The organism is Solilutibacter tolerans, from assembly GCF_900155935.1.
Classification (GTDB): Bacteria; Pseudomonadota; Gammaproteobacteria; order Xanthomonadales; family Xanthomonadaceae; genus Solilutibacter; species Solilutibacter tolerans.
This window is the reverse complement of the sequence record NZ_FTLW01000003.1, coordinates 417902-438124: the sequence shown is the minus strand read 5'-3', so window position 1 is coordinate 438124 and position 20223 is coordinate 417902. Positions and strand designations below refer to the sequence as shown.

19 protein-coding genes and 1 pseudogene are annotated in these 20223 nt (G+C 62.0%); 14 read left to right on the top strand and 6 right to left on the bottom strand.

The features are described 5' to 3' along the window. Positions 1 to 66 precede the first annotated feature (66 nt). Positions 67 to 246 (top strand): hypothetical protein, encoded by a 180-nt coding sequence (locus BW989_RS08310; protein WP_076587177.1) that lies wholly within the window; start codon positions 67 to 69, stop codon positions 244 to 246. A gap of 48 nt (positions 247 to 294) precedes the next feature. Here BW989_RS08310 and BW989_RS08305 read toward each other — a convergent pair whose 3' ends face one another. Continuing rightward, positions 295 to 831, bottom strand: a complete 537-nt coding sequence (locus tag BW989_RS08305; protein WP_076587175.1) for a hypothetical protein — start codon at positions 829 to 831, stop codon at positions 295 to 297. A gap of 208 nt (positions 832 to 1039) precedes the next feature. Between BW989_RS08305 and BW989_RS08300 the strand changes: the two genes are divergently transcribed. Further along, the gene (locus tag BW989_RS08300; protein ID WP_278245860.1) at positions 1040 to 2200 is read left to right on the top strand and encodes an IS1595 family transposase; all 1161 of its coding nucleotides are present in this window, start codon (positions 1040 to 1042) and stop codon (positions 2198 to 2200) included. On the opposite strand, the gene BW989_RS08295 is transcribed toward BW989_RS08300, so the two are convergent. Together BW989_RS08295 and BW989_RS08290 are read right to left on the bottom strand one after the other, a co-directional pair. Continuing rightward, positions 2197 to 2406 carry a hypothetical protein gene (locus BW989_RS08295; RefSeq protein ID WP_076587173.1) on the bottom strand — a complete coding sequence of 70 codons (210 nt, stop codon included), beginning with the start codon at positions 2404 to 2406 and terminating at the stop codon, positions 2197 to 2199. The genes BW989_RS08300 and BW989_RS08295 overlap by 4 nt on opposite strands. Positions 2407 to 2427: 21 nt before the next feature. After that, positions 2428 to 2625, bottom strand: a complete 198-nt coding sequence (locus BW989_RS08290) for a hypothetical protein (RefSeq protein WP_076587172.1) — start codon at positions 2623 to 2625, stop codon at positions 2428 to 2430. Positions 2626 to 3050: 425 nt separating this feature from the next. On the opposite strand from BW989_RS08290, the gene groES reads away from it, so the two are divergent. The 5 genes from groES (at position 3051) to glnE (ending at position 11473) form a co-directional block, all read left to right on the top strand. Beyond that, complete coding sequence (groES, locus tag BW989_RS08285; RefSeq protein ID WP_076587170.1) at positions 3051 to 3338, top strand: co-chaperone GroES; 288 nt, start codon at positions 3051 to 3053, stop codon at positions 3336 to 3338. 49 nt (positions 3339 to 3387) lie between these two features. Beyond that, positions 3388 to 5028 carry a chaperonin GroEL gene (gene groL / locus BW989_RS08280; RefSeq protein WP_076587168.1) on the top strand — a complete coding sequence of 547 codons (1641 nt, stop codon included), beginning with the start codon at positions 3388 to 3390 and terminating at the stop codon, positions 5026 to 5028. 127 nt (positions 5029 to 5155) lie between these two features. After that, positions 5156 to 6817: a sensor domain-containing diguanylate cyclase gene (locus BW989_RS08275; protein WP_165688575.1), complete on the top strand. Its 1662-nt coding sequence runs from the start codon at positions 5156 to 5158 to the stop codon at positions 6815 to 6817. A 90-nt stretch (positions 6818 to 6907) separates the two neighbouring features. Next, a complete protein-coding gene (locus tag BW989_RS08270; protein WP_076587164.1) occupies positions 6908 to 8512 on the top strand; it encodes a phytoene desaturase family protein in 1605 nt (534 codons plus the stop codon). Between the two features lie 168 nt (positions 8513 to 8680). Continuing rightward, positions 8681 to 11473, top strand: a complete 2793-nt coding sequence (gene glnE / locus BW989_RS08265) for a bifunctional [glutamate--ammonia ligase]-adenylyl-L-tyrosine phosphorylase/[glutamate--ammonia-ligase] adenylyltransferase (RefSeq protein WP_076587162.1) — start codon at positions 8681 to 8683, stop codon at positions 11471 to 11473. 3 nt (positions 11474 to 11476) lie between these two features. On the opposite strand, the gene BW989_RS08260 is transcribed toward glnE, so the two are convergent. Beyond that, the gene (locus tag BW989_RS08260; RefSeq protein WP_076587160.1) at positions 11477 to 12430 is read right to left on the bottom strand and encodes a mitochondrial fission ELM1 family protein; all 954 of its coding nucleotides are present in this window, start codon (positions 12428 to 12430) and stop codon (positions 11477 to 11479) included. A gap of 87 nt (positions 12431 to 12517) precedes the next feature. On the opposite strand from BW989_RS08260, the gene BW989_RS08255 reads away from it, so the two are divergent. Genes BW989_RS08255 through BW989_RS08245 form a run of 3 tightly spaced genes read left to right on the top strand, consistent with a single transcriptional unit; the run spans position 12518 to position 14577 of the window. Next, on the top strand, positions 12518 to 13108 hold the full coding sequence (locus BW989_RS08255; RefSeq protein WP_076587158.1) for a malonic semialdehyde reductase: 591 nt from the start codon (positions 12518 to 12520) through the stop codon (positions 13106 to 13108). Between the two features lie 45 nt (positions 13109 to 13153). Beyond that, positions 13154 to 13873, top strand: coding sequence for a YceI family protein (locus tag BW989_RS08250; RefSeq protein WP_076587156.1), 720 nt, complete (start codon positions 13154 to 13156; stop codon positions 13871 to 13873). Beyond that, the gene (locus BW989_RS08245) at positions 13870 to 14577 is read left to right on the top strand and encodes a pirin family protein (protein ID WP_076587154.1); all 708 of its coding nucleotides are present in this window, start codon (positions 13870 to 13872) and stop codon (positions 14575 to 14577) included. Before BW989_RS08250 ends, BW989_RS08245 begins: the two co-directional genes overlap by 4 nt. 7 nt (positions 14578 to 14584) lie before the next feature. Here the strand turns inward: BW989_RS08245 and BW989_RS08240 are convergent. Continuing rightward, positions 14585 to 15796 (bottom strand): annotated as a pseudogene (locus tag BW989_RS08240) (low temperature requirement protein A). A 117-nt stretch (positions 15797 to 15913) separates the two neighbouring features. Here BW989_RS08240 and BW989_RS08235 point away from each other — a divergent pair. Genes BW989_RS08235 through BW989_RS08220 form a run of 4 tightly spaced genes read left to right on the top strand, consistent with a single transcriptional unit; the run spans position 15914 to position 19316 of the window. Beyond that, the gene (locus BW989_RS08235; RefSeq protein ID WP_076587152.1) at positions 15914 to 16108 is read left to right on the top strand and encodes a zinc-finger domain-containing protein; all 195 of its coding nucleotides are present in this window, start codon (positions 15914 to 15916) and stop codon (positions 16106 to 16108) included. Positions 16109 to 16120: 12 nt separating this feature from the next. Further along, a complete protein-coding gene (locus BW989_RS08230) occupies positions 16121 to 17233 on the top strand; it encodes a glycosyltransferase (RefSeq protein ID WP_076587150.1) in 1113 nt (370 codons plus the stop codon). Beyond that, positions 17230 to 18549, top strand: coding sequence for an O-antigen ligase family protein (locus tag BW989_RS08225; protein ID WP_076587148.1), 1320 nt, complete (start codon positions 17230 to 17232; stop codon positions 18547 to 18549). Before BW989_RS08230 ends, BW989_RS08225 begins: the two co-directional genes overlap by 4 nt. Further along, a complete protein-coding gene (locus tag BW989_RS08220; protein ID WP_076587146.1) occupies positions 18546 to 19316 on the top strand; it encodes a glycosyltransferase family 2 protein in 771 nt (256 codons plus the stop codon). Before BW989_RS08225 ends, BW989_RS08220 begins: the two co-directional genes overlap by 4 nt. On the opposite strand, the gene lpxL is transcribed toward BW989_RS08220, so the two are convergent. Continuing rightward, complete coding sequence (gene lpxL, locus BW989_RS08215; RefSeq protein ID WP_076587144.1) at positions 19301 to 20221, bottom strand: LpxL/LpxP family Kdo(2)-lipid IV(A) lauroyl/palmitoleoyl acyltransferase; 921 nt, start codon at positions 20219 to 20221, stop codon at positions 19301 to 19303. The two genes, BW989_RS08220 and lpxL, sit on opposite strands and share 16 nt — an antisense overlap. Between the last annotated feature and the right edge of the window lie 2 nt (positions 20222 to 20223).

The window sequence follows — 20223 nt, the reverse complement described above, 5'->3', positions numbered from 1 at the left end:
TGTATTTCTCGGTACCGTTGCGGCACTTCGTTCCCATCGGCGTGCGCACGCCTGCGGCAAGGGGCATTGCCCGTTGATGTCGCGATCACGCAGGCGGAACTGGCCGCCATCCGCGACCGCCAGGGCGATGCGGAAGAAGCGCGCGAGCTCCTGCGCGAATCGCTGCCGGTGCTGCGCACCGCATTGCTGCCGCAGGAGATCAACCGCGCCGCCGCGGAAGCGCTGGCCAAAAAGCTTGGGGTATAGCCAGGCAAGGCAGGCCAGGCGCAGGTGCCCGACCCGCGCCCGGCAAGATCAGTTCGGCCGCAGGTAGACCTGGAATGCCAACACGCGCGGCTGAAACTGGCTGTCGAGCAAGGGCAGCCAGCCCGGCGGATTGCCCGTGGCGACGAAGTACGCATTGCCGGACGTCGTGATGCCTGCCGGTGCCTGCCACAGGATGCAAAAATTGCTGGCGTTGGCCGCCCCGCGGATGCCGATGGTGAACGCGTACTTGCCGGGCTTCACCCGCGGCGGCCGGGTGAATTCGATCATTCGCATGTGCGCAGACACTCCGTCCAGCACATAGCCGGGCACGATCTGGCGCATCAGCGCCGCTCCGCCGGGAATTCCGTTCGGCGCCTCTTCGATTTTCACCTCGACCTGTACATGCGGGTGGCAATGCAGCGGAAGCATTAGATGGCTGAGGCTGCCGGCCTCGTGCAACTCGAACACCTGCGCGAACTGCTGATTCGCGCTCCCGCCGAGGTCGGTGTTATACGCTGTCTCGATGATCATCTGCTCGGCGGCCAGCTCCGGCTCCGTCGCCACCGCCAACAACGGTGCGGTCATCAGGACCAGTATCGATGCAACCGTTATCCCCTTGCTCATTGCCTTTCTCCCGAAGCGGCGCGAATCGCCCCGTTGTACTGCCATATGCGTAGTGGGAGGGTGGAACCGGACACCTTGGATATCGAGATCTGTCGCGAGGGTCGGCTGGAGTGAAGTCGCCTATGTATCGGTACCCACCTCTCGATCCTAAGAACCCAGCCCAGCAAGAATGCTGGCACATCGACCCGTTCCGTTGCTCCTTGCGGCAAGTTTGGGAAGTGGCGTCCCGCGTGGACACTCGGATATTTCTCAAGATTTCGGGTTTCTCGTCGCAGGTTTTGCGACCTCGCGCAGGCATGGTGGCAAGCCCTCACTTCGGGAGCCCCAGCATGGCGCAGCATTTCCTTCTGTCCAGGGAAGCCCGGAACCTGTCGCTGAGGCAGGTCATGTGCATGGTGAACGATCAGCCTGCCTGCTGTTCGCCGCGGCGCGCTGGCAAGGCGACCCCGCGTGTCCACGATGCGAGGTGGTGGGGAAGCACTACTTCCACAACGGCCGGCTCCAGTGGCGCTGCAAGGCTTGCCGGTATGTGTTCTCGGTAACCTCCGGCACGGTGTTCGCCCACCACAAGCTGCCCTTGAACCTTTACCTTGGCGCATTGCTGCTTTTCAGCAATTCGGTCAAGGGCATCCCGGCGCTACGGCTGGCCCGAGAGTTGAACGTGCAATACAAGACGGCCTTCGTCCTGGTCCACAAGATGCGCGAGGCCATGCTGATCCAGCGCGACGAGTCGCCGCTGGATGGCGAGGTCGAGATGGATGGCGCCTATTTCAATGGTCACATCCGGCCGGCGAACAAGAAAGTCAACCGCATTGATCGGCGCAAGGCCAAGTATCAGCGGCCTGACAAGCGGGTGGTGATCACCCTGCGCTCACGCGGTACGAAGGGCTGTGGCGGAAGACGAACCCTGACCTTCGTTGCCCGGAGCGAAAACCAGATAAGCGTGGCGAAGCTGGCGAGGAAATACATCGCTCCTGGCACCACGGTGTTTGCTGACGAAGCACCGGCCTACGACGTACTGAGCACGCATTTCGTGACGCGCCGCATCAATCACCAGGAAGAGTACCGTGCCGACGATGGCACGAATACCAACACGGCGGAAGGCTTTTTCTTACGCCTGCGCCGGATGCAGTACGGCGTGTCCCACCATTTCAGTTCAATGTACCTGGATCTGTATGCCAACGAAGCCGCGTATCGCGAGGACAACCGCCGGCGAGCCAACGGAACGATCTTCGCCCAAAACCTGACCCTTTGCGCCGCAACGGCACCGTCGCGGGAGTTCTCCGGCTACTGGCAGGGGAACCATCGCGTCGTGGAACAGTTGGTTTAGCGCTTTTCCCAGAGGGTATTCTTACCCCTGGCGTCGACCTTTAGGGCTTGTCCGACGCTTTCCATGCTCCATAGCGTGCGCGACACTCCGACGCAGGCCTCCTTCAGTGCTGTGGCATCGTGTTCCAGCCCACGCAGCGCCAGGATGGCAATGGCGATGTCCCTGCTGGACAGAGGCTCCCGGGCATCACGCAGGGTTTCGCGCACGGCCCGGCTCAATTCTCCGCGTCAAAAGACGCTGTTCTTGCGGTAACGCCGCTTTGCACTGACACGTGAGAGTTCGACTTCCGGCGCGAGCAGCCGAATCGTGGCGTCCAGATGGGACAAGGACTCTCGCATCACCTGCAGATTTTGCTCCGCACCCTTGATTTCGCCGGCCAATTCAGCCCGCTTTTCCACCAGTCCGTTGACGACAATCTTGCCCATTTGACCGCATCTCCATAGCATCGGATGCGGTAATTCTGGGTCAGCCGGTTACGCCGCGCTGGGTGCAGCTGCTACATAAGTCCGCTGTTTTGTGACGGTCAACGCTGGGTAATTTAACTCGATGAATATCGATTGAACATGATTTGGAGCAAAACCGGGCGAAGAAAATTGATGTAACAGGTGTCGAGTAAAAGCGTGGCGCTCACTCAATTTCCGGCGCATGTGTCATGGGCCGCAGCAGCCCTGGGCGTTCGATTTGTGGGTGACAGGACAATGCCCTCACCCCCTTGAAACCCCCAAACCCCGCCCCATCTCCAATGCATCCCGACGCGGCACTGCGTGCGCCTGGTGGGTTGGCACTCTTGCGTGCCGACTGCTAAAATCGGCGGGTTTTCCCATCCCAATCAATTACTTGAGAGATTCGTATGAACATCAAGCCGCTCCATGACCGCATCGTGGTCAAACCGATCGAAGCCGAGGAACTGTCCGCCGGCGGCATCGTCATCCCCGACAACGCCAAAGAAAAGCCGACCAAGGGTGAAGTGGTCGCTGTGGGCACCGGCAAGGTGTTCGACAATGGCCAGGTCCGCGCCATGACCGTCAAGGTCGGTGACAAGGTCATCTACGGCCAGTACGCCGGTAGCGCCTACAAAGACGCCGGCACCGAATACAAGATCGTGCGCGAAGACGACATCCTCGCCATCCTCGCCTGATCCCTCCCCGGTTTTAGTCAAGACCCTTTAGTTTTCAAGGAATACACACATGGCTGCCAAAGACATTCGTTTTGGTGAAGACGCCCGTTCGCGCATGGTGCGCGGCGTCAACACCCTCGCCAACGCCGTAAAGGCGACCCTGGGCCCGAAGGGCCGCAACGTCGTGCTGCAGAAGAGCTTCGGTGCACCGACCATCACCAAGGACGGCGTGTCCGTCGCCAAGGAAATCGAACTGGCGGATGCGTTCGAGAACATGGGCGCGCAGATGGTGAAGGAAGTCGCTTCCAAGACCTCTGACAACGCCGGTGACGGCACCACCACCGCGACCGTCCTCGCCGCCGCGCTGATCCGCGAAGGCATGAAGGGCGTGGCCGCTGGCATGAATCCGATGGACCTCAAGCGCGGCATAGACAAAGCCGTGACCAGCGCCATCGACGAGCTGAAGAAGATCAGCAAGCCGACCGCCGACGACAAGGCCATTGCCCAGGTCGGCACGATCTCGGCCAACTCGGACGAGTCGATCGGCAACATCATCGCCGACGCGATGAAGAAGGTCGGCAAGGAAGGCGTCATCACCGTTGAAGAAGGCAACAGCCTGGACAACGAGCTGGACGTCGTGGAAGGCATGCAGTTCGATCGCGGCTACCTGAGCCCGTACTTCGTCAACAACCAGCAGTCGATGTCGGCCGAGCTGGATGACCCCTTCATCCTGTTGCACGACAAGAAGATCTCCAACGTGCGTGACCTCCTGCCCGTGCTGGAAGGCGTGGCCAAGGCCGGCAAGCCGCTCTTGATCGTCGCTGAAGAAGTGGAAGGCGAAGCGCTGGCGACCTTGGTGGTCAACACCATCCGCGGCATCGTCAAGGTCTGCGCCGTGAAGGCCCCGGGCTTCGGTGATCGTCGCAAGGCGATGCTGGAAGACATGGCCATCCTGACCGGCGGCACCGTGATCTCCGAAGAAGTCGGTCTGTCGCTTGAGAAGGCGACCATCAAGGATCTCGGCCGCGCCAAGAAGGTGCAGGTCTCGAAGGAAAACACCACGATCATCGATGGCGCCGGCGAAGCCGATGGCATCCAGGCCCGCATCAAGCAGATCAAGGCCCAGATCGAAGAGACCTCGTCCGATTACGACCGTGAGAAGCTGCAGGAGCGCGTGGCCAAGCTGGCCGGCGGTGTTGCGGTGATCAAGGTCGGCGCCGCGACCGAAGTCGAGATGAAGGAAAAGAAGGCACGCGTCGAAGACGCCCTGCACGCCACCCGCGCTGCGGTGGAAGAAGGCATCGTCCCGGGCGGCGGCGTGGCGCTGATCCGCGCCGTGTCGGCCATCAAGGGCCTCAAGGGTGCCAACGAAGACCAGAACCACGGCATCGAAGTCGCGCTGCGCGCGATGGAAGCGCCGTTGCGCGAGATCGTGACCAACGCCGGTGAAGAGCCCTCGGTCATCGTCAACAAGGTGAAGGAAGGCTCGGGCAACTACGGCTACAACGCCGCGACGGGTGAATTCGTCGACATGGTTGAAGCCGGCATCCTGGACCCGACCAAGGTCACCCGCACCGCGTTGTTGAATGCTGCGTCGATCGCTGGCCTGATGATCACCACCGAAGCCATGGTGGCGGATGCGCCGAAGAAGGAAGAGCCGATGATGCCGGGCGCCGGCGGCATGGGCGGCATGGGCGGCATGGATTTCTGATCTGGCCTCACCTTGTTGTACTGCAACATCAAGACCCCCGCAGCGATGCGGGGGTTTTGTTTTGCCTGAAGGTTGCAGATACTGGCCCTGGTGCCGGGGTGGGGCGCCGTTCGTGCAGGAGAGTCGAGTGCTGGGACGTGTCCTGTTGAGCCTGGTTCTACTGATGGTGGCGGGCCGCGCCTACGCAGCTCCGGAGCTGACGATCGGCTGCAGTCCAACTTCCGCGCAATTGACGCTCGAACAGGTGCGCGCGCTGCCGACTGAGGCATGGAAGACCGTGGACCCCAATGCCCCGTTTGTCGATCTTGCCAAGGCTGAGTGGTGTCGTTTGCAGGTGTCCGGTGCGGATACCCTGGGTGCGGTGGTGCGCTTCAAGGTGTCCTCGGCCCTGATTGCACCGGTGGCGACTTTCTATTGGCCCGATGTCCTGCGGGATGATCAAGGGACGCAGGTCGGTGTCGAGACCCGCAGTTTTGGCGGAGCACGTCATCCATCCGTGTTGGTGGAAGCGCGCCACACAGGGCAGCCGATTTACCTGCGCTTCCTGACACGCAGCAGTCCAAGAGGGGTGTTGGAGGCATGGGGCGTTTCCGACTTCACCGCCCGGGTACGCGCGGAGCAGTCCTTCGAGATGGCCGTCATGGCCAGCATGGCGGTGCTGGGATTGATGGCAAGCCTGTTTGCCTATCAGTTGGGAAGGCGTGTGCTGGTTTACCTGTGTTTATGGGTGATATCGGTGATCGTGTTGAGGGTCCTTGAGTCGGGCTTGTTCACGACATGGGTATCCATAGAAGAAGATGCGCGGCGTCTGTTGAATACCCTCAGCCTGACTGTTGCCATCGCGTTCTCGGTGGTCTTCAGTGATCGCTACCTCAAGCTTGGCGATCACTTTCCACGGATCTCGCGGCTGCTGATGGCGCTGGTATTGGTCTTGATCGGCGTGGGCCTGCTGACCGTAGGACAAGTGACGACGCATCTGCGAGAGCTCTATAACGCCTTGATCATCCTGCAGTTCATGCTAGTTGGCATCTGCGCCTTGGTGTTGTTCCATCGCGGCGACGAGATGGCGCGCTTTTTTATTCTGGGGTGGTCTCCCGTCTTGGTCATGTCCGTCGTGCGGACCCTCTTTTTCCTGACCCCTGCTCCGCTGCCTGTCTGGTTGGAGCCGCTTTGGCAGGTTACTTTGCTGTTTGCCGTGTTTGTTCTGCTGTTGGTGACGGCCCGCGCGACACGGGATGCCGAGCGGGAAATGCACGTCGTTCGCCGCGCGGCCAGCCATGACGCGCTGACCGGATTGGCGAACCGGGCCTCGTTGTTTGAGGCGTTGAAAAGTGGCATGGCGAAGGCGCGCACCACCCGCGCGCCGCTTTCACTGCTGTTTCTTGATCTGGACCACTTCAAACACGTCAATGACGAGCACGGGCACGACGTGGGTGATCACTGCCTCAGGCATTTTGCAGCGACATTGCAAAGCAGGTTGCGTGCGGACGACATGCTGGCGCGCCTCGGGGGGGAGGAGTTCGTGGTGTTGCTGCCGGGCGTGCCACTCGAACATGCACGCAAGGTCTCGGATGATTTGCGCAACGTCCTGTCAGAACATCCGCTGATTCTCGGCGATCTCACTTGCCGGATGACGGTCTCGGTCGGTGTGGCGGCGCTGCGTGATGAAGACGATGCCGAAAGCCTGTTGAAGCGTGCTGATGCCGCGGTTTATCGCGCCAAGGCGCATGGGCGCGACCGCACCGTGCTTGAAACCGTCTTCGATGCGCCTGCGCTCTCGTTGCGATAACGCTTGCCCGGCGGGGTTTGGCTCCCGTCAGACAGATCACGAAATGAATCAGGCTTTCCCTTTTTCTTCCCCGCCCGCGATGATCACGGAATGGCAAAAAATGATTGCGATGTTCTGATCCTGGGGGCTGGCCACAACGGGTTGGTGTGCGCGGCCTATCTCGCCGCTGCCGGACTGAAAGTGCAGATGCTGGAGCGCCGCGCCATCGTCGGCGGTGCCGCGGTGACCGAGGAATTCCATCCCGGCTTCCGCAACTCTGTGGCGAGTTACACCGTCAGCTTGCTTGATGACGGCATCGGCCGCGACCTGCGCCTGGCCGAAAACGGCCTGCGCGTGGTCGAGCGGCCCTACGCCAATTTCCTGCCGCTAACCGATGGTGATGCGTTTCGCTTCGGCGGCGAACATACGCAAGGCGAGATCGCGCGTTTTTCCAAGCGCGACTTGCCGCGTTGGACCGATTACAACGCCATGCTCGAACGCGTCGTTGGTGTGCTGCGCGAGTTGGTGCACTTGACCCCGCCGAACATCACCGATCGCATCGGCCTATCTGATTGGCTGGGCTCGTATGCCGTGGCGAAGCGCTTGAAGCACTTAGACCTGCGTGGTCGCCGCGACTTGATGGACCTGATGACCAAGTCCGCGGGCGACGTGCTGGACGCGCATTTCGAGGGCGCGCCGCTCAAGGCGGTGCTGGGCTGGGACAGCATCGTCGGCAATTTCGCCTCGCCTTATACGCCCGGCAGTGCGTATGTGCTCTTGCATCACCTCTTCGGCGGTGTGAATGGCAAGCCGGGCGCGTGGGGCCATGCAATTGGCGGGATGGGCGCGATCACGGCTGCGATGCACAAGGAATGTGAAGCCCGTGGTGTCGTCATTCACACGGATGCGCCGGTCGCCTCGCTCATCGTCGAAAATGGCGGCACGATCGGCGCGATTACCGAGGATGGCCGCGAGTTCCGTGCCCGCGCGGTGGCCTCCAATCTCAACCCCAAGCTGCTGTACCAGCGCATCGTCGCGCCAGAACACCTGGATGACGACACCCGCCAGCGCATTGCCAACTACCGTTGCGGCTCGGGCACGTTCCGCATGAACGTCGCGCTATCGGAGTTGCCGGACTTCAGCGCCGCGCCCGGCACCGATCTACAGCCGCATCACCAGACGGGCATTCTCATCGGCCCGTCGCTCAGCTATTTCGAGCAAGCATATTTCGATGCGAAATCGAAATCGCACAATGCAGGCTGGGCACGCGCACCGGTGGTGGAGATGGTGATTTCCTCGACGCTCGACGACACCCTCGCACCGCCCGGTCAGCACGTCGCTAGCTTGTTCTGCCAGCAGGTGAATCCGGAGGTCGATGGCGGTTGGGATGCGCATCGCGACACCGTTGCCAAGCTCATGATCGATACGGTCGATGCGGCGGCGCCCAATTTCGCGCGCAGCGTGCTGGGCTATGAGGCGTTATCGCCACTGGACCTGGAGCGACGCTTTGGCTTGGTCGGCGGCGACATCTTTCATGGTGCCTTGGGGTTGGACCAGCTGTTTTCCACGCGGCCCCTGTTGGGGCAGGCCAATTACCGCGGGGCGCTGAAGGGCCTGTACCTGTGCGGCTCCGGCAGCCATCCGGGCGGCGGCGTCACCGGCTTGCCGGGCAAGAACGCGGCCCGTGAGCTGCTGCGGGATTGGCGACGGATTTAACGTTAATTGAACTGATCTGTTCAATTTTGCAGTGCAGCGTGCAATTCGGATAACAAATATTTCACGATAAGAGCGCTTCCGACGTGGGGGAGGGAGCTCCAACCCGTCAGCTGCTCGGCAGCTGGCGGGTTTTTTTATGTCGCGGTGGACGCATGCCATCATCCGCCGATGCATGCCGCCATTGACGATCGCGCACGACGCGCCCTCGACCGACTTGAACTGCCTAATGGTGCTGATGACCCCGCGCGCGCAAGACTGCAGCGCTTGGCGATTGCCAGCGACTTCGCGATCGACACCTTGGCGCTGCAGCCGGCCTTGCTGGCGCGCTTGCTGGCCGATGACGGTGCGGAAGCGGCATCACCCCCCCTCCTGAATGATGAAAATCGCGCCGAATGGCCGGCTTTGTTGCGGCGCTGGCGCATGGGGGAATCCACCCGCCTTATCTGGCGCGATGTGCAAGGATTGGATGATGTCGAATCCACCTTGCGTGGTACGACGCGCCTGGCGGAGCTGGCGTTGGCCGTGGCTTTGGCGGCGCTGGAACGCGATTTTGCCGAGCGTCATGGCGTGGTGCGCGATGCTGAAGGTCGCGAGCAACGCTTGGTGGTGTTCGCGCTGGGGAAATTGGGCGGTGGTGAGCTGAATTTCAGCTCCGACATCGACATCGTCTATGGCTATGAGCACGATGGCGAAAGCGACGGCGCGCGGCCGCTGGCGGCGGAAGTGTATTTCGCCCGTCTGGGCCAACAGCTTGCGAAGTTGCTTGATGAGCTGACGGCGGATGGCTTCAGCCATCGTGTGGATTTGCGCTTGCGACCGTATGGCAATGCCGGACGCGTGGCGTGGTCGTTCGCGGCACTGGAGCAATACTTCCAGCGCGAAGGCCGCGACTGGGAGCGTTATGCCTGGCAAAAGGCGCGGCCAGTGGCCGGTGATATCGCGGCGGGCGAGCGCTTCCTCGACCTGATCCAGCCCTTTGTCTATCGGCGATATCTCGACTTCGGCGCGCTCGAAGGCCTGCGCGAGATGAAGGCGTTGATCGCGGCGGAAGTCGCGCGCAAGGATTTGGCCGACGACATCAAGCGCGGGCCCGGAGGCATTCGCGAAATCGAATTCTTGGTGCAGGCCTTGCAGTTGATTCGAGCGGGACGCGAGCCCGCATTGCAGCGTCGCGGCTTGCTGGCATCACTGCACGCCTTGGTTGAGGGCGGCCAGATCGCGCCAGATACCGGTGACGTGCTCGCGCAAAGTTATCGCTTCCTGCGGCGACTGGAAAATCGCCTGCAGATGTTGCGCGATGAGCAGGTCTATTCGCTGCCAGCCGACGATGAGAGCCGAATGCGTTTGGCCAGAGGCTTGGGTTATGACGGCTGGCCTGCGCTACGGGCCGGGCTCGATGCCGTGCGCGCGCAAGTGTCGACAGAGTTCGATGCCTTGCTCACGCGCCGGCAGAAGCAACACAAGCCCGATGCATTGCAGGCGTATTGGAAGCAATTGCCTGAAGGCGGTGACGCAAGCGTGCTGGGGGATGCCGGTTTCGAGGATGCTGAATCGCTCGATGCACAGCTGCGGGACTTCCTGCGCGGCGCGGCGGCGCGGCAGAGTTCTGACATCGGCCGCGCGCGTTTGGATCGCGTGATGCCCGCCTTGATCGCCGCCAGCGCAAACGCCAGCCAACCCGATGCAGCATTGCGTCGCGTGTTGACGCTGGTGCAGAACATCCTGCGTCGCAGCAGCTATCTTGTCTTGCTGGATGAGCAGCCGCAGGCACTCACACGCTTGGTCGATGCCCTGTCACGCAGTGCATTGCTGGGCGAGCGATTGGCGATGTATCCACTGTTGCTGGATGAGCTGCTGGACAGTCGCGGCGCCGATGCGATTCCCGATGCGGCTGCGATGCGTGAGGCCTGCGACGCCGCGATTGCGCAAGCCGATGGCGATATCGACGATGCCTTGCGCCTGCTCAACGAAACACGGCAAGCGATCAGTTTCCGCATCGCCCTTGCGACGCTCGATGCCACGCAGTCTGCTGCCGACAGTGCGCGGCAACTGGCCCAGCTCGCGGATGCTGTGCTGGCCAGTGTGCTCGGTATCGCCGAAGACGAATTGCGGGCTGCGCATGGTGAAGTGCCGGATGCGCGTTTCGCGGTACTGGGTTACGGCAGTTTGGGTGGGTATGAGCTCGGCTTCGGGTCCGATCTGGATTTGGTGTTCCTGTACGACGCGCCGATGGATGCCGAGTCCGATGGCAGACGCCCGATCGAGGCGCAGCGCTGGTTTGCACGGCTGGCGCAGAAGATCGTCGGCTATTTGCAGACATCGACAGCATCAGGTCGTTTGTTCGAAGTCGATGTGCGCCTGCGTCCGGATGGCAGCAAGGCGATGTTGGTGTCGACCTTGGCCAGTTTCATCGACTACCAGCGCGAGCGTGCTTGGACGTGGGAACGACAAGCCCTCGTGCGTGCGCGCTGCGCCGTAGGCGATGCTGCGCTGTGTGCTGAGTTCGAAGCGGCACGCACAAGCATCCTTTTGATGTCACGGGATGCCGATGCCTTGCGTGCTGATGTCATCACGATGCGGCGCAAGATGCGCGCCGAACTTGATCGCAGTGATGCGCGCCTATTCGATCTCAAGCAAGGCGAAGGCGGCTTGGTCGATCTGGAGTTCCTGCTGCAGTATCTGATCCTGCGCGATGCGCCGGCGCAGCCATCGCTTGCCCATCCGCGCGCGAACGATGCGTTGATCCGGGCGCTGCTTGCTGCGGGCGTGCTGGATGAAGACGAGTCGGCGCGCTTGCTGGGGGCGCATCGACAATTGCTGGAGGCAGGTCTGCGCTGCACACTGGATCGCCGACCGCGACAGATGCAGGCAACGGTCGAGATAACTGCCGCAGCCAACGCCATCAGCGCCATCGCGAGACGCCACGGCTTGACCTTCCAAGCAGAAGAGCCCAAGGGTTGATGTTTAGCGCGGGCTATCCAGCCAGTCGTGCAGCAAGCCGGCTACGCGCGCGCTTTCACGCAGTGGGCCGATCGCGAATGCGGCAAGGTCATCGGTCAATGGGTGGATGCGTCTGCGCGTCAGCAGCGTTTCGACGAATGTGCGTGGGCGTCCGCGTATCTGGTCGGCGCCGATGACGTACACGGGCACGGTCGTGGCGGCTGCTTCGGACAGCATGTTCACCGAGTCGGCGGTGCAGACAATGGCATCGGCCCAGCCCAGCAGGCCGCGGTAAGGGTTGGGCCCGTCGTTGTCGTCGCACCACACAAGGTCGGCGCCGGATTCGCGCAATATCGATCGCCATCTCTCCGGCGTGCGCCGGGATGCGGTGGCCAGCAAGCTGCCCCTGTTGGCCGACATCGTTTGTCGCAAGCGTGCCAAAGCGTCCTCGAAGTCGGCATCGTCCATCGACCAATGCTTGCTGGGGCCGCCGACCAACAAGGCGATGCGGGGTGATGCGAAATCCGCCATCTGGGCGAAATCACTTCTTGCCCGCGCCAACCACAGATCATCGACATCGTGCAGGCTGCCCAGCATCGGAATGACGTTGTCGCCGTGCAGTTCGTCATGCACAGGCGCGATCACGCGATCCCAATGACGTGGGTCGAGGCGTGGGTCGAGGATCTGGATGGCGCGGCTGCCCGCACGACGCAGCAAGCGCGTTGCCAAGGCGGCCTGCCTGCCGCAGCCGATCACGAGCGTCGGCGGATTCGCCATCGTGCTGGCGAAGGCGTTGCCCAGCGACATCGAGGCCCCCGGGAAGCGGCGTGGTGCCAATGCCCGTGCAAGCCATGATGGCTCTAGGGTCAGATGCGGTGGGGCGACATGGCCCAGCGCATGCGCCAAAGCCTCGGCCTGTCGGCGATTTCCGGCATGGCCATCGGTCACGCAGAGAATGGGGGCGCGCGTGTGTTCCATCTATGCGATTGCGTGTTGCGGGCGGGCGTCATCGGTTGTCGACGTCTGCACTCTACACTGTGTGTTCCCCATGACAGATTGAGCCTCATGTCCGACCACGCTCTTGATCCAGCCGCTCTCGACCAGCTTTTCCGCACCGCGCGTACCTATAACGCCTTCAGCGGCGAAATCGACGATGCCACCCTGCACCAGCTGTACGACTTGCTGAAGTTTGGCCCGACCGCAGCTAATGGCTCACCTGCACGCTTCCTGTTCATTCGTTCGAAAGAAGCGAAGGCACGTCTGGCCCCGTTGCTTGACGATGGCAATCGCGAGAAGACCTTGGCCGCGCCGGTGACGGTGGTAGTCGCGCATGATCTCGATTTCCACGAAAAGTTGCCGGTACTGTTCCCGCACACCGATGCCAAGAGCTGGTTCGAAGGCCCGCGCGAGAATCGCCAGGTGCCGGCGTTCCGCAATGGCTCATTGCAGGGCGCTTACTTGATCCTTGCCGCACGCGCGCTGGGTTTGGACACCGGCCCGATGTCGGGTTTCAATAACGCGGGTGTCGATGCCGAATTCTTCGCAGGCACGCAGTGGAAGTCCAACTTCCTCGTCAACCTGGGCAAGGGCGATCCTGCCAGTATCTTCCCGCGCAGCCCGCGCCTGCCGTTCGATGAAGCCTGCCGCATCGTCTGATCACCACTTCCGTTCCATGTCTTGTTCCCCCGAAGGAGACCGCTCATGAACCGCAAGATTTTCAACACCACCGTTCTCTCTGCAGCATTGGTTGTTGCGCTCGGCGCTTGCCGCCAAGAGGGCGCCGCGCCGCCCGTCGCCGATGCCGCGGCAGCCACCACGCCAGCTGTACAGGCAGAGCCCGCCAAGCCGGCGATCGCCGTCGCGAGTGGCACGTACAAGTTGGACCCCGCGCACACGATGGTGCTGGCGCAGTGGAGCCATCTTGGCTTCTCCAATCCGACCGCCAACTTCGGCGACACCAGTGGCACCATCACATGGGACGCCGCAAATCCGACGGCTTCCAAGGTGGAGGTGACCATTCCGTTGTCGGGCTTGCGCTCCTTCAGCGACGACTTCAACAAGCACTTGTCCAGTGCAGATTTCTTCGATGTCGCCAAGTTCCCCGAAGCAAGCTTCAAGAGCACCTCGGTCACGGCTGCCGGCGCCAACAAGTACACCGTCGTCGGTGACCTGACGATCAAGAACATCACCAAGCCGGTCACGCTGGACGTCACCGTGAACGGTGCGGGCGAGCATCCGATGGCGAAACTGCAGGCCGTTGGTTTTGACGCCACCGGCACGGTCAAGCGCAGCGACTACGGTCTCGACATGGCCGCGCCGATGGTTAGCGATGAGGTCAAGCTGCGCATCACCACCGAGGCGATGATCGAAGCGACTGCCGATACCGCTGCCCCCGCAGCCGCGGAGGCTGAAGCGAAATGATCATCGCGCGGCCGGCCACTGAGCGTGGCCACGCGGTCCACACTGGCTTGGATAGCTGGCATACGTTCTCGTTTGGCAATTATCACGACCCGAAATGGATGGGCTTCGGCCCGTTGCGCGTGATCAACGAGGACCGTCTGGCAGCAGGCGCGGGCTTCCCGCCCCATCGTCACGCCAACATGGAGATCATCAGCGTTGTGTTGTCCGGTGCGCTCGCGCATCGCGACAGCACCGGCGGTGAAGGTGTATTGCGTCCGGGCGAAGTGCAGTGGATGAGCGCCGGTCATGGTGTCGAGCACAGCGAGTACAACGGTGACCCGGACGGCACCACGCATTTCCTGCAGATCTGGATCCAGCCCGACCGCGTCAATGCCGAGCCCGCCTACAAGCAGCAAGCCTTCGATTTGCCGGCGCATGCAGGCCAGTGGGTCACGTTGGTGTCACCGGACGGCGCGGATGGCAGCATCGCGATTCGTCAACAGGCGTGGCTGCGAGGTTGCGTGCTGCCGCAAGACCAAAGGGTCGATGTTGCGCTGGACGCATCGCGCTTGTACTGGCTGCACGTGGCCACGGGTGAGATCACCGTGAATGGTCATCCACTGAGTGCGGGCGATGCCTTGGCTTTCGTTGAGGAAGGCCAGATGTTGACGCTGGCCGGTGTCGCTGAAAGCGCCGAGGTGCTGTTGTTCGATCTGCCGCGCTGACCCGGGCTTAGTGCTGCTCGGCTTCAGCTTCGGCAACCAATTGGGCGATGTGGCGGTGGCCGAGCAGTTCGTAGCCGACCACCGTCACCCACGGCACCAACATCAAGGCGAGCAAGCAAGCGTTCAGCGAAAACCCTGATGCAGCCATAGCGACTGTGATGGCCAGCAGTGCCGCGCTACCCAGCAACAGGAACACATGCAAGGGGTGTCGTCCCGGCGCGCAATAATTCAATAGCGCGAACACAGCGATGAGGTAGACCCCGATCGGCACGGCCATGCTGAGAACGGTCGCAGTGAGGTCAAGCTGCGACTTGCCTTCGACGAAATAGGCGGCGACATGCAGCCCGGCACCGGTGCCGGCAATCGCTGCATACACCACGATGTGGCCATACGACCAGCCGAGCATCTTGCGTCGACGCGCATGCAGAAGTTCAGCGTCCGGTACGGCGAAGTACACCCACCACATGCCGACGGTGAGGCTCAGTCCCGCCAACCCGATCATGCCGACATCCAGCGTCCAGCCTTGGCTGCTGGCCACTGCTTCGATTGCCGCCATCGTGCCGATGATGCCTTCGCCGAAAGTGATGATGGCGAGCAAGCCAAAACGCTCAGCCAGGTGATGCGCATGCCAGCGCATCGGGCCGTGACGCTTGGCGACCCACCACATGCCCATCGTTTCCAGCAGGAGCAGCGCGATATAGCTGGCGACGAGACCTGCCAATGACAAATGACTCGTTGCCATCGCGATCCAGCCCAGTTGCGCGACGATCAGCAGGCCTGCCATGCGCAGGGACAACGCGCGGCAACCGGGGTCGTGACGTGCGGCGCGCAGCCAAAGCACAATCATCGAGATGCGCATCAAGACATAGCCCACGACCACCACGCCATTGTCCAGATGCCCCTCGGGCAGACCATGAAACAGACGCGGCATGCCAGCGGCCATCACCAGCACGCCCAGCATTTGCAGCATCGTCAACAGGCGCATGGCCCAGTCGTCGGTATCGTAGCCGGAGGCGAACCAGGTCTAGTTGATCCAGCACCAGCACACAGCGAACATCGAAAACAGAAAGCCCACGATCGCGGCCAAGATATGTCCATCGGCCAACAGATGCGCGGCCTGCCCGCCAGCAACACCGAACGCCACCACGAGCGTCAAGTCGTACAGCAGCTCTAGCGGCGTGGCAGTGCGATGGCCCTCGTCGATGTCGCGGCCGGACATCGGCTTCAAACCATGAGGCAGGGAAAAGGGCTGGTGGGGTGCGGTCGGTGTGTTTATGGCGGCATTGTGCGACAGGCGGCGGTAGAATCCTCATATATCCCACGAACTCGCATCGACATGACCGACGCCCATCCGACCCAGGCCAACGCCCAACGCGAATACGACGTACGCCGTGCCGATTTGCCGCTTTCCTGCCCGCTGCCTTCTATGGCGCTGTGGAATTCGCATCCGCGCGTGTATTTGCCGATTGAAGCCGAGGGCGGCCAGGCCGAGTGTCCTTATTGCGGTGCGAAATACCGCCTGATCGACTGACGTCGCGCCCACGTGGGCCGTCGCCTGACCGTGGTGCAACTGTTGCCGGCGCTGGCTTCCGGCGGCGTCGAGCGTTCAACGATAGAAATCGCCCAAGCCCTGGTGCGCGCGGGGCATCGCGCCATCGTGGTGTCGAAGGGCGGGCGATTGGTCCCGATGCTGGAAGCAGCGGGCGGTGAGCACATCACACTGGATATCGGGGCGAAGTCACTAGCCACCCTGACGCGCGTCGGTGCATTGCGCAAAGCCATTGCAGATGTCGATCCCGACATCGTTCACGTGCGCTCGCGCCTGCCGGCTTGGCTGGGACGATTTGCCTTGCGCGGTATGCCTGCTGCCAAGCGGCCGCATTGGATGACGACTGTGCACGGGCTCAACTCACCCTCGCGCTACAGCGCGGTGATGGTGAGCGGCGAGCGCGTGATTTGCGTGTCACGAACGGTGCGTGATTACGTGTTGCATCACTACCCGAAGACCGATCCATCGAAATTGCGAGTGATTCCGCGCGGTATCGATATCGCTGACTTTCCGCGACGTGAAGGTATTGATCGTGCTGCGCGCGAAGTGATGGCGAAGCAATACCCCGCCCTCGCAGGGGAGGGGCCCTTGTTGTTGTTGCCTGGCCGTGGCACGCGATTGAAAGGTCATGCTGATGCGCTGGCGTTGTTGTCGCATTTGCGCAATCAAGGCATCGATGCGCGTTTGTGGATGCCGGGCGCCCGTGAGCCTGGTCGCGAGGCCTACGTCGCGGAACTCGAAGCCGAGGCTGGGCAGACAGGTTGCGCCGATGCATTGGCGATCACCGCGCCGACTTTCGACATCGCCCAGGCTTATACGATGAGTGATGTGGTCTTGCAGCTCTCGCGCAAGCCGGAAACCTTTGGCCGCACGGTGATCGAAGCGCTCAGTGTAGGCGTGCCAGTGGTCGGCTGGGCCCATGGCGGCGCAGGCGAATTGCTGGAAGAGCTACAGCCGGAAGGTGCGGTGCCCGCTTTCGACATCGACCGGCTCACCCGTCATGTCATGACGATGTTGCGGCAGCCACCGGTCCCGCCCGCTACCATGCCCTATACCTTGCAGGCGATGCAGGACGCTACGCTCGCCGTCTACAACGAACTTGCATGAACGCACCCAACAAAACGGCCATTGATTCCACCACCCCCATAGGTTGGCGCTGGGCGCCTGCTTGGGTGTTGGCCTACGCCGTGTTGTGGCCGGCGTCACGCGTGTCCGAAGCAGTGCTGTCGCTCGGTGCGTTGGCGGCGTTGTTCTTGTTGGCCAAGGCGCGTTTTCGCGACGGCAATCGTTTGCTGAGTTCTGGCGCATGGGCGCTGACCACCGCGATGTTCTTTGCGTACTGGTTGCCACAACTGATCTCCACCTTCGATGCGGCGGATCCGCGCGGCGCGATCGGCAAGACCTTGGCTGGTCTGCGCTACTTGCCGTTCCTGTGGCTGGTGGCGATCTCCGTGGCTACGCAGAAAGGGCGGCGCATCGTCTTCGGCGGCATCGCCATCTTGATAGTGGTGTGGTCGGTGGACCTGCTGTTGCAAGCGCTCAGTGGCCGCAGCGTCCTCTTTAACGGGCTTGATACGTTGTATTCGGCGATCAAGGACAAAGGTATCTGCGAAGGACAGGCTGACCGTGGCTTTGATCGCTTCAACGGCATTTTTGGCACCTGCAATCCGGTGCTGGGCGTGTTGCTGGCAAGTTTCTCGCCTTTCCTGCTGTATGCCAGCCGTCGTCTGTTCGGGATCAAGGGCTGGCTGCTCGCTGCGTTCATCGTCGGCTTCGCCGTCGTATTGGCCGGCTCACGTGCCAGTTGGTTGACCTACGGGCTGGTGCTGCTGTTCTCGGGTTGGCATGTGTTGGGCTGGAAGCGACTGATCGGCTTGTTTGCAGCCGGTGCGATCATACTGAGCCTGCTGGCCATGGTGTATGAGCCACTGGGCGACCGCCTCGAACGTACCGCCATCGCATTGCAGGGCGGAGACCAGGATGTCGATGTTGCGCTTTCCGGTCGCGGCAAAATCTGGGGCGCGGCGGCCTGCATGATTCGCGAGCATCCGGTCAATGGCGTTGGTGTGCGTGATTTCCGCGTGGCCTATCCGGCCTGCGACCCCAGCCCCGACGTCAAGCCGGAGTGGGGCGATGGCCCTGCGTTGCATGCGCATCAATTGGTGTTGGAGGTGCTGTCGGAAACCGGCTTCATCGGGTTGTTGCTGTGGCTCGCCGGCGCAGCATTGGCGTGGCGTGCCTGGCGATTTGCCAGTGAAGACGCAAAACGCCGTGCGCGGCCGGCGATGTTGGCCTTGGCAGTTTCGGTGTTCCCCTTCAATACCCATCTCGCTTTTTATTCAAGCTTCTGGGGCGGTGTGACCTTGCTGCTCATCGCGCTTTACGCCGGCAGCTTGATGGCACGTGACGAGCCCGCTGCGTGAACGTACGCGCGCCGCTGTCGGCGGTGGTCACCACCTTCAATAACGCAGCGACGCTGGACCGTTGTCTGGCCAGCCTCGCGTTCTGCGATGAGATCGTGGTGCTGGACTCGGGCTCAACCGATGACACGCGCGACATCGCCAACGCCCATGATGCGCGTGTGTCTGTCGAGCCATTCAAGGGCTACGGCCCGCAGAAGCAATCCGCCATCGACAAGGCCGGGCATGATTGGGTCTTGCTGCTGGATGCAGACGAATACCTGACTGATGCGGGTCGCAGCGTCATTGAGCGCGAGCTGCAATCACCGCGCGCCGATGGCTATCGTTTGCCGCGCCAGGAATGGCTGTTCTGGTGTTGGCCGCATCCGGCCACGCGCGGCAATCATCAATTGCGTTTGTTCCGCCGCAGCCAAGGCGGCATGAACCAGGTGCCAGTGCATGCGGCGCCAGAAGTGCAGGGGCATGTGATCGATCTGGATGCGCCGTTCCGCCACTGCGGCGAAACCGAATTGAGTATTCGCGTAGACAAGATCAATCGTTACTCCAGCGGCTTGCTCGAACATACGCGCGGCAAGCGTCGTCGTTTCATCGCGATGCGGCTGCTGTTCTACCCGATGCTCGCCTTCCTCAAGCTTTATATCGGCAAGCGTTACTTTCTCAATGGCTGGGCCGGTTTCTTCGCGGCCAAGACGCAATCGTTCTATGCGTTCCTGAAATACGCCAAGCTGCTGGAAGCGGATCGTAAGCGCGAAGTTCAGCCTTTCGAGTAAAGCGATACGCCATCTGGCTGGCGTTTGAAGCGGCGATGGATCCACAGGTATTGTGAAGGCGCTTCGCGCACCATCGCCTCGATGGCTTCATTGACGCGCGTCGTGTCCACGGCCGCATCATCGGTGGGGAAGGGCTCGAGCGGCGGCGCGATGCGCAGGATGTAGCGTCCGCCTTCGCGGCGATGGAAAAACGGAACAACGGCACATCCGCTGATGCGCGCCAGTTGGTGCGTGGCGGTAATGGTCGATGCCGGGATGCCGAAGAATGGCGCGAATACTGTGTCCTTGCCGCGCATGTCCTGATCGGGCGCGTACCAGAGAAACCCGCCACGCTTGAGATGGCGAATGGCGCCGCGGATGTCATCGTTGCCAAACATGCCATGGGCATAACGCAGGCGCCCGCGCAGCACGGCCCACTCCATCACCGGATTACGATAGCGCCGGTACATGCCGGCCAATGGCACGTGATCGCAAAGCAGGCGCCCGCACATCTCCAGGGTCATGAAGTGGCCAGAGATCATCAGCACGCCGCGCCCCTCTTCTTGCAGCCGCTGCAGATGTTCAAGCCCTTCAATCTCCACCGTGCGCCGCATCGGTGTAATCGCCCCCCACCAGGCACGCGCGAATTCGAACAGGCCGATGCCAAGGTCGCGGAAGCTGTCATCAAGCAAGTCACCGCGTACTTCCGCCGGCATCGTGGGGAAGGCGAGCTCCAGATTGCGATGCGCGGCCTTGCGGCGATCGGGCAGGATGCGTTTCAGCAATGTGCCCAATGGCGCGCCGATGCCGTGCTGCAGGCCCCAGGGCAGGCGCGCCATCAACACAAGAAAGCCCAGCAAGGCCCAGGTGGGCCAATGGCGTGGGGCCAGCAAGGCGCGGGACAGCGGTGGGACTTCGACAGCCATGC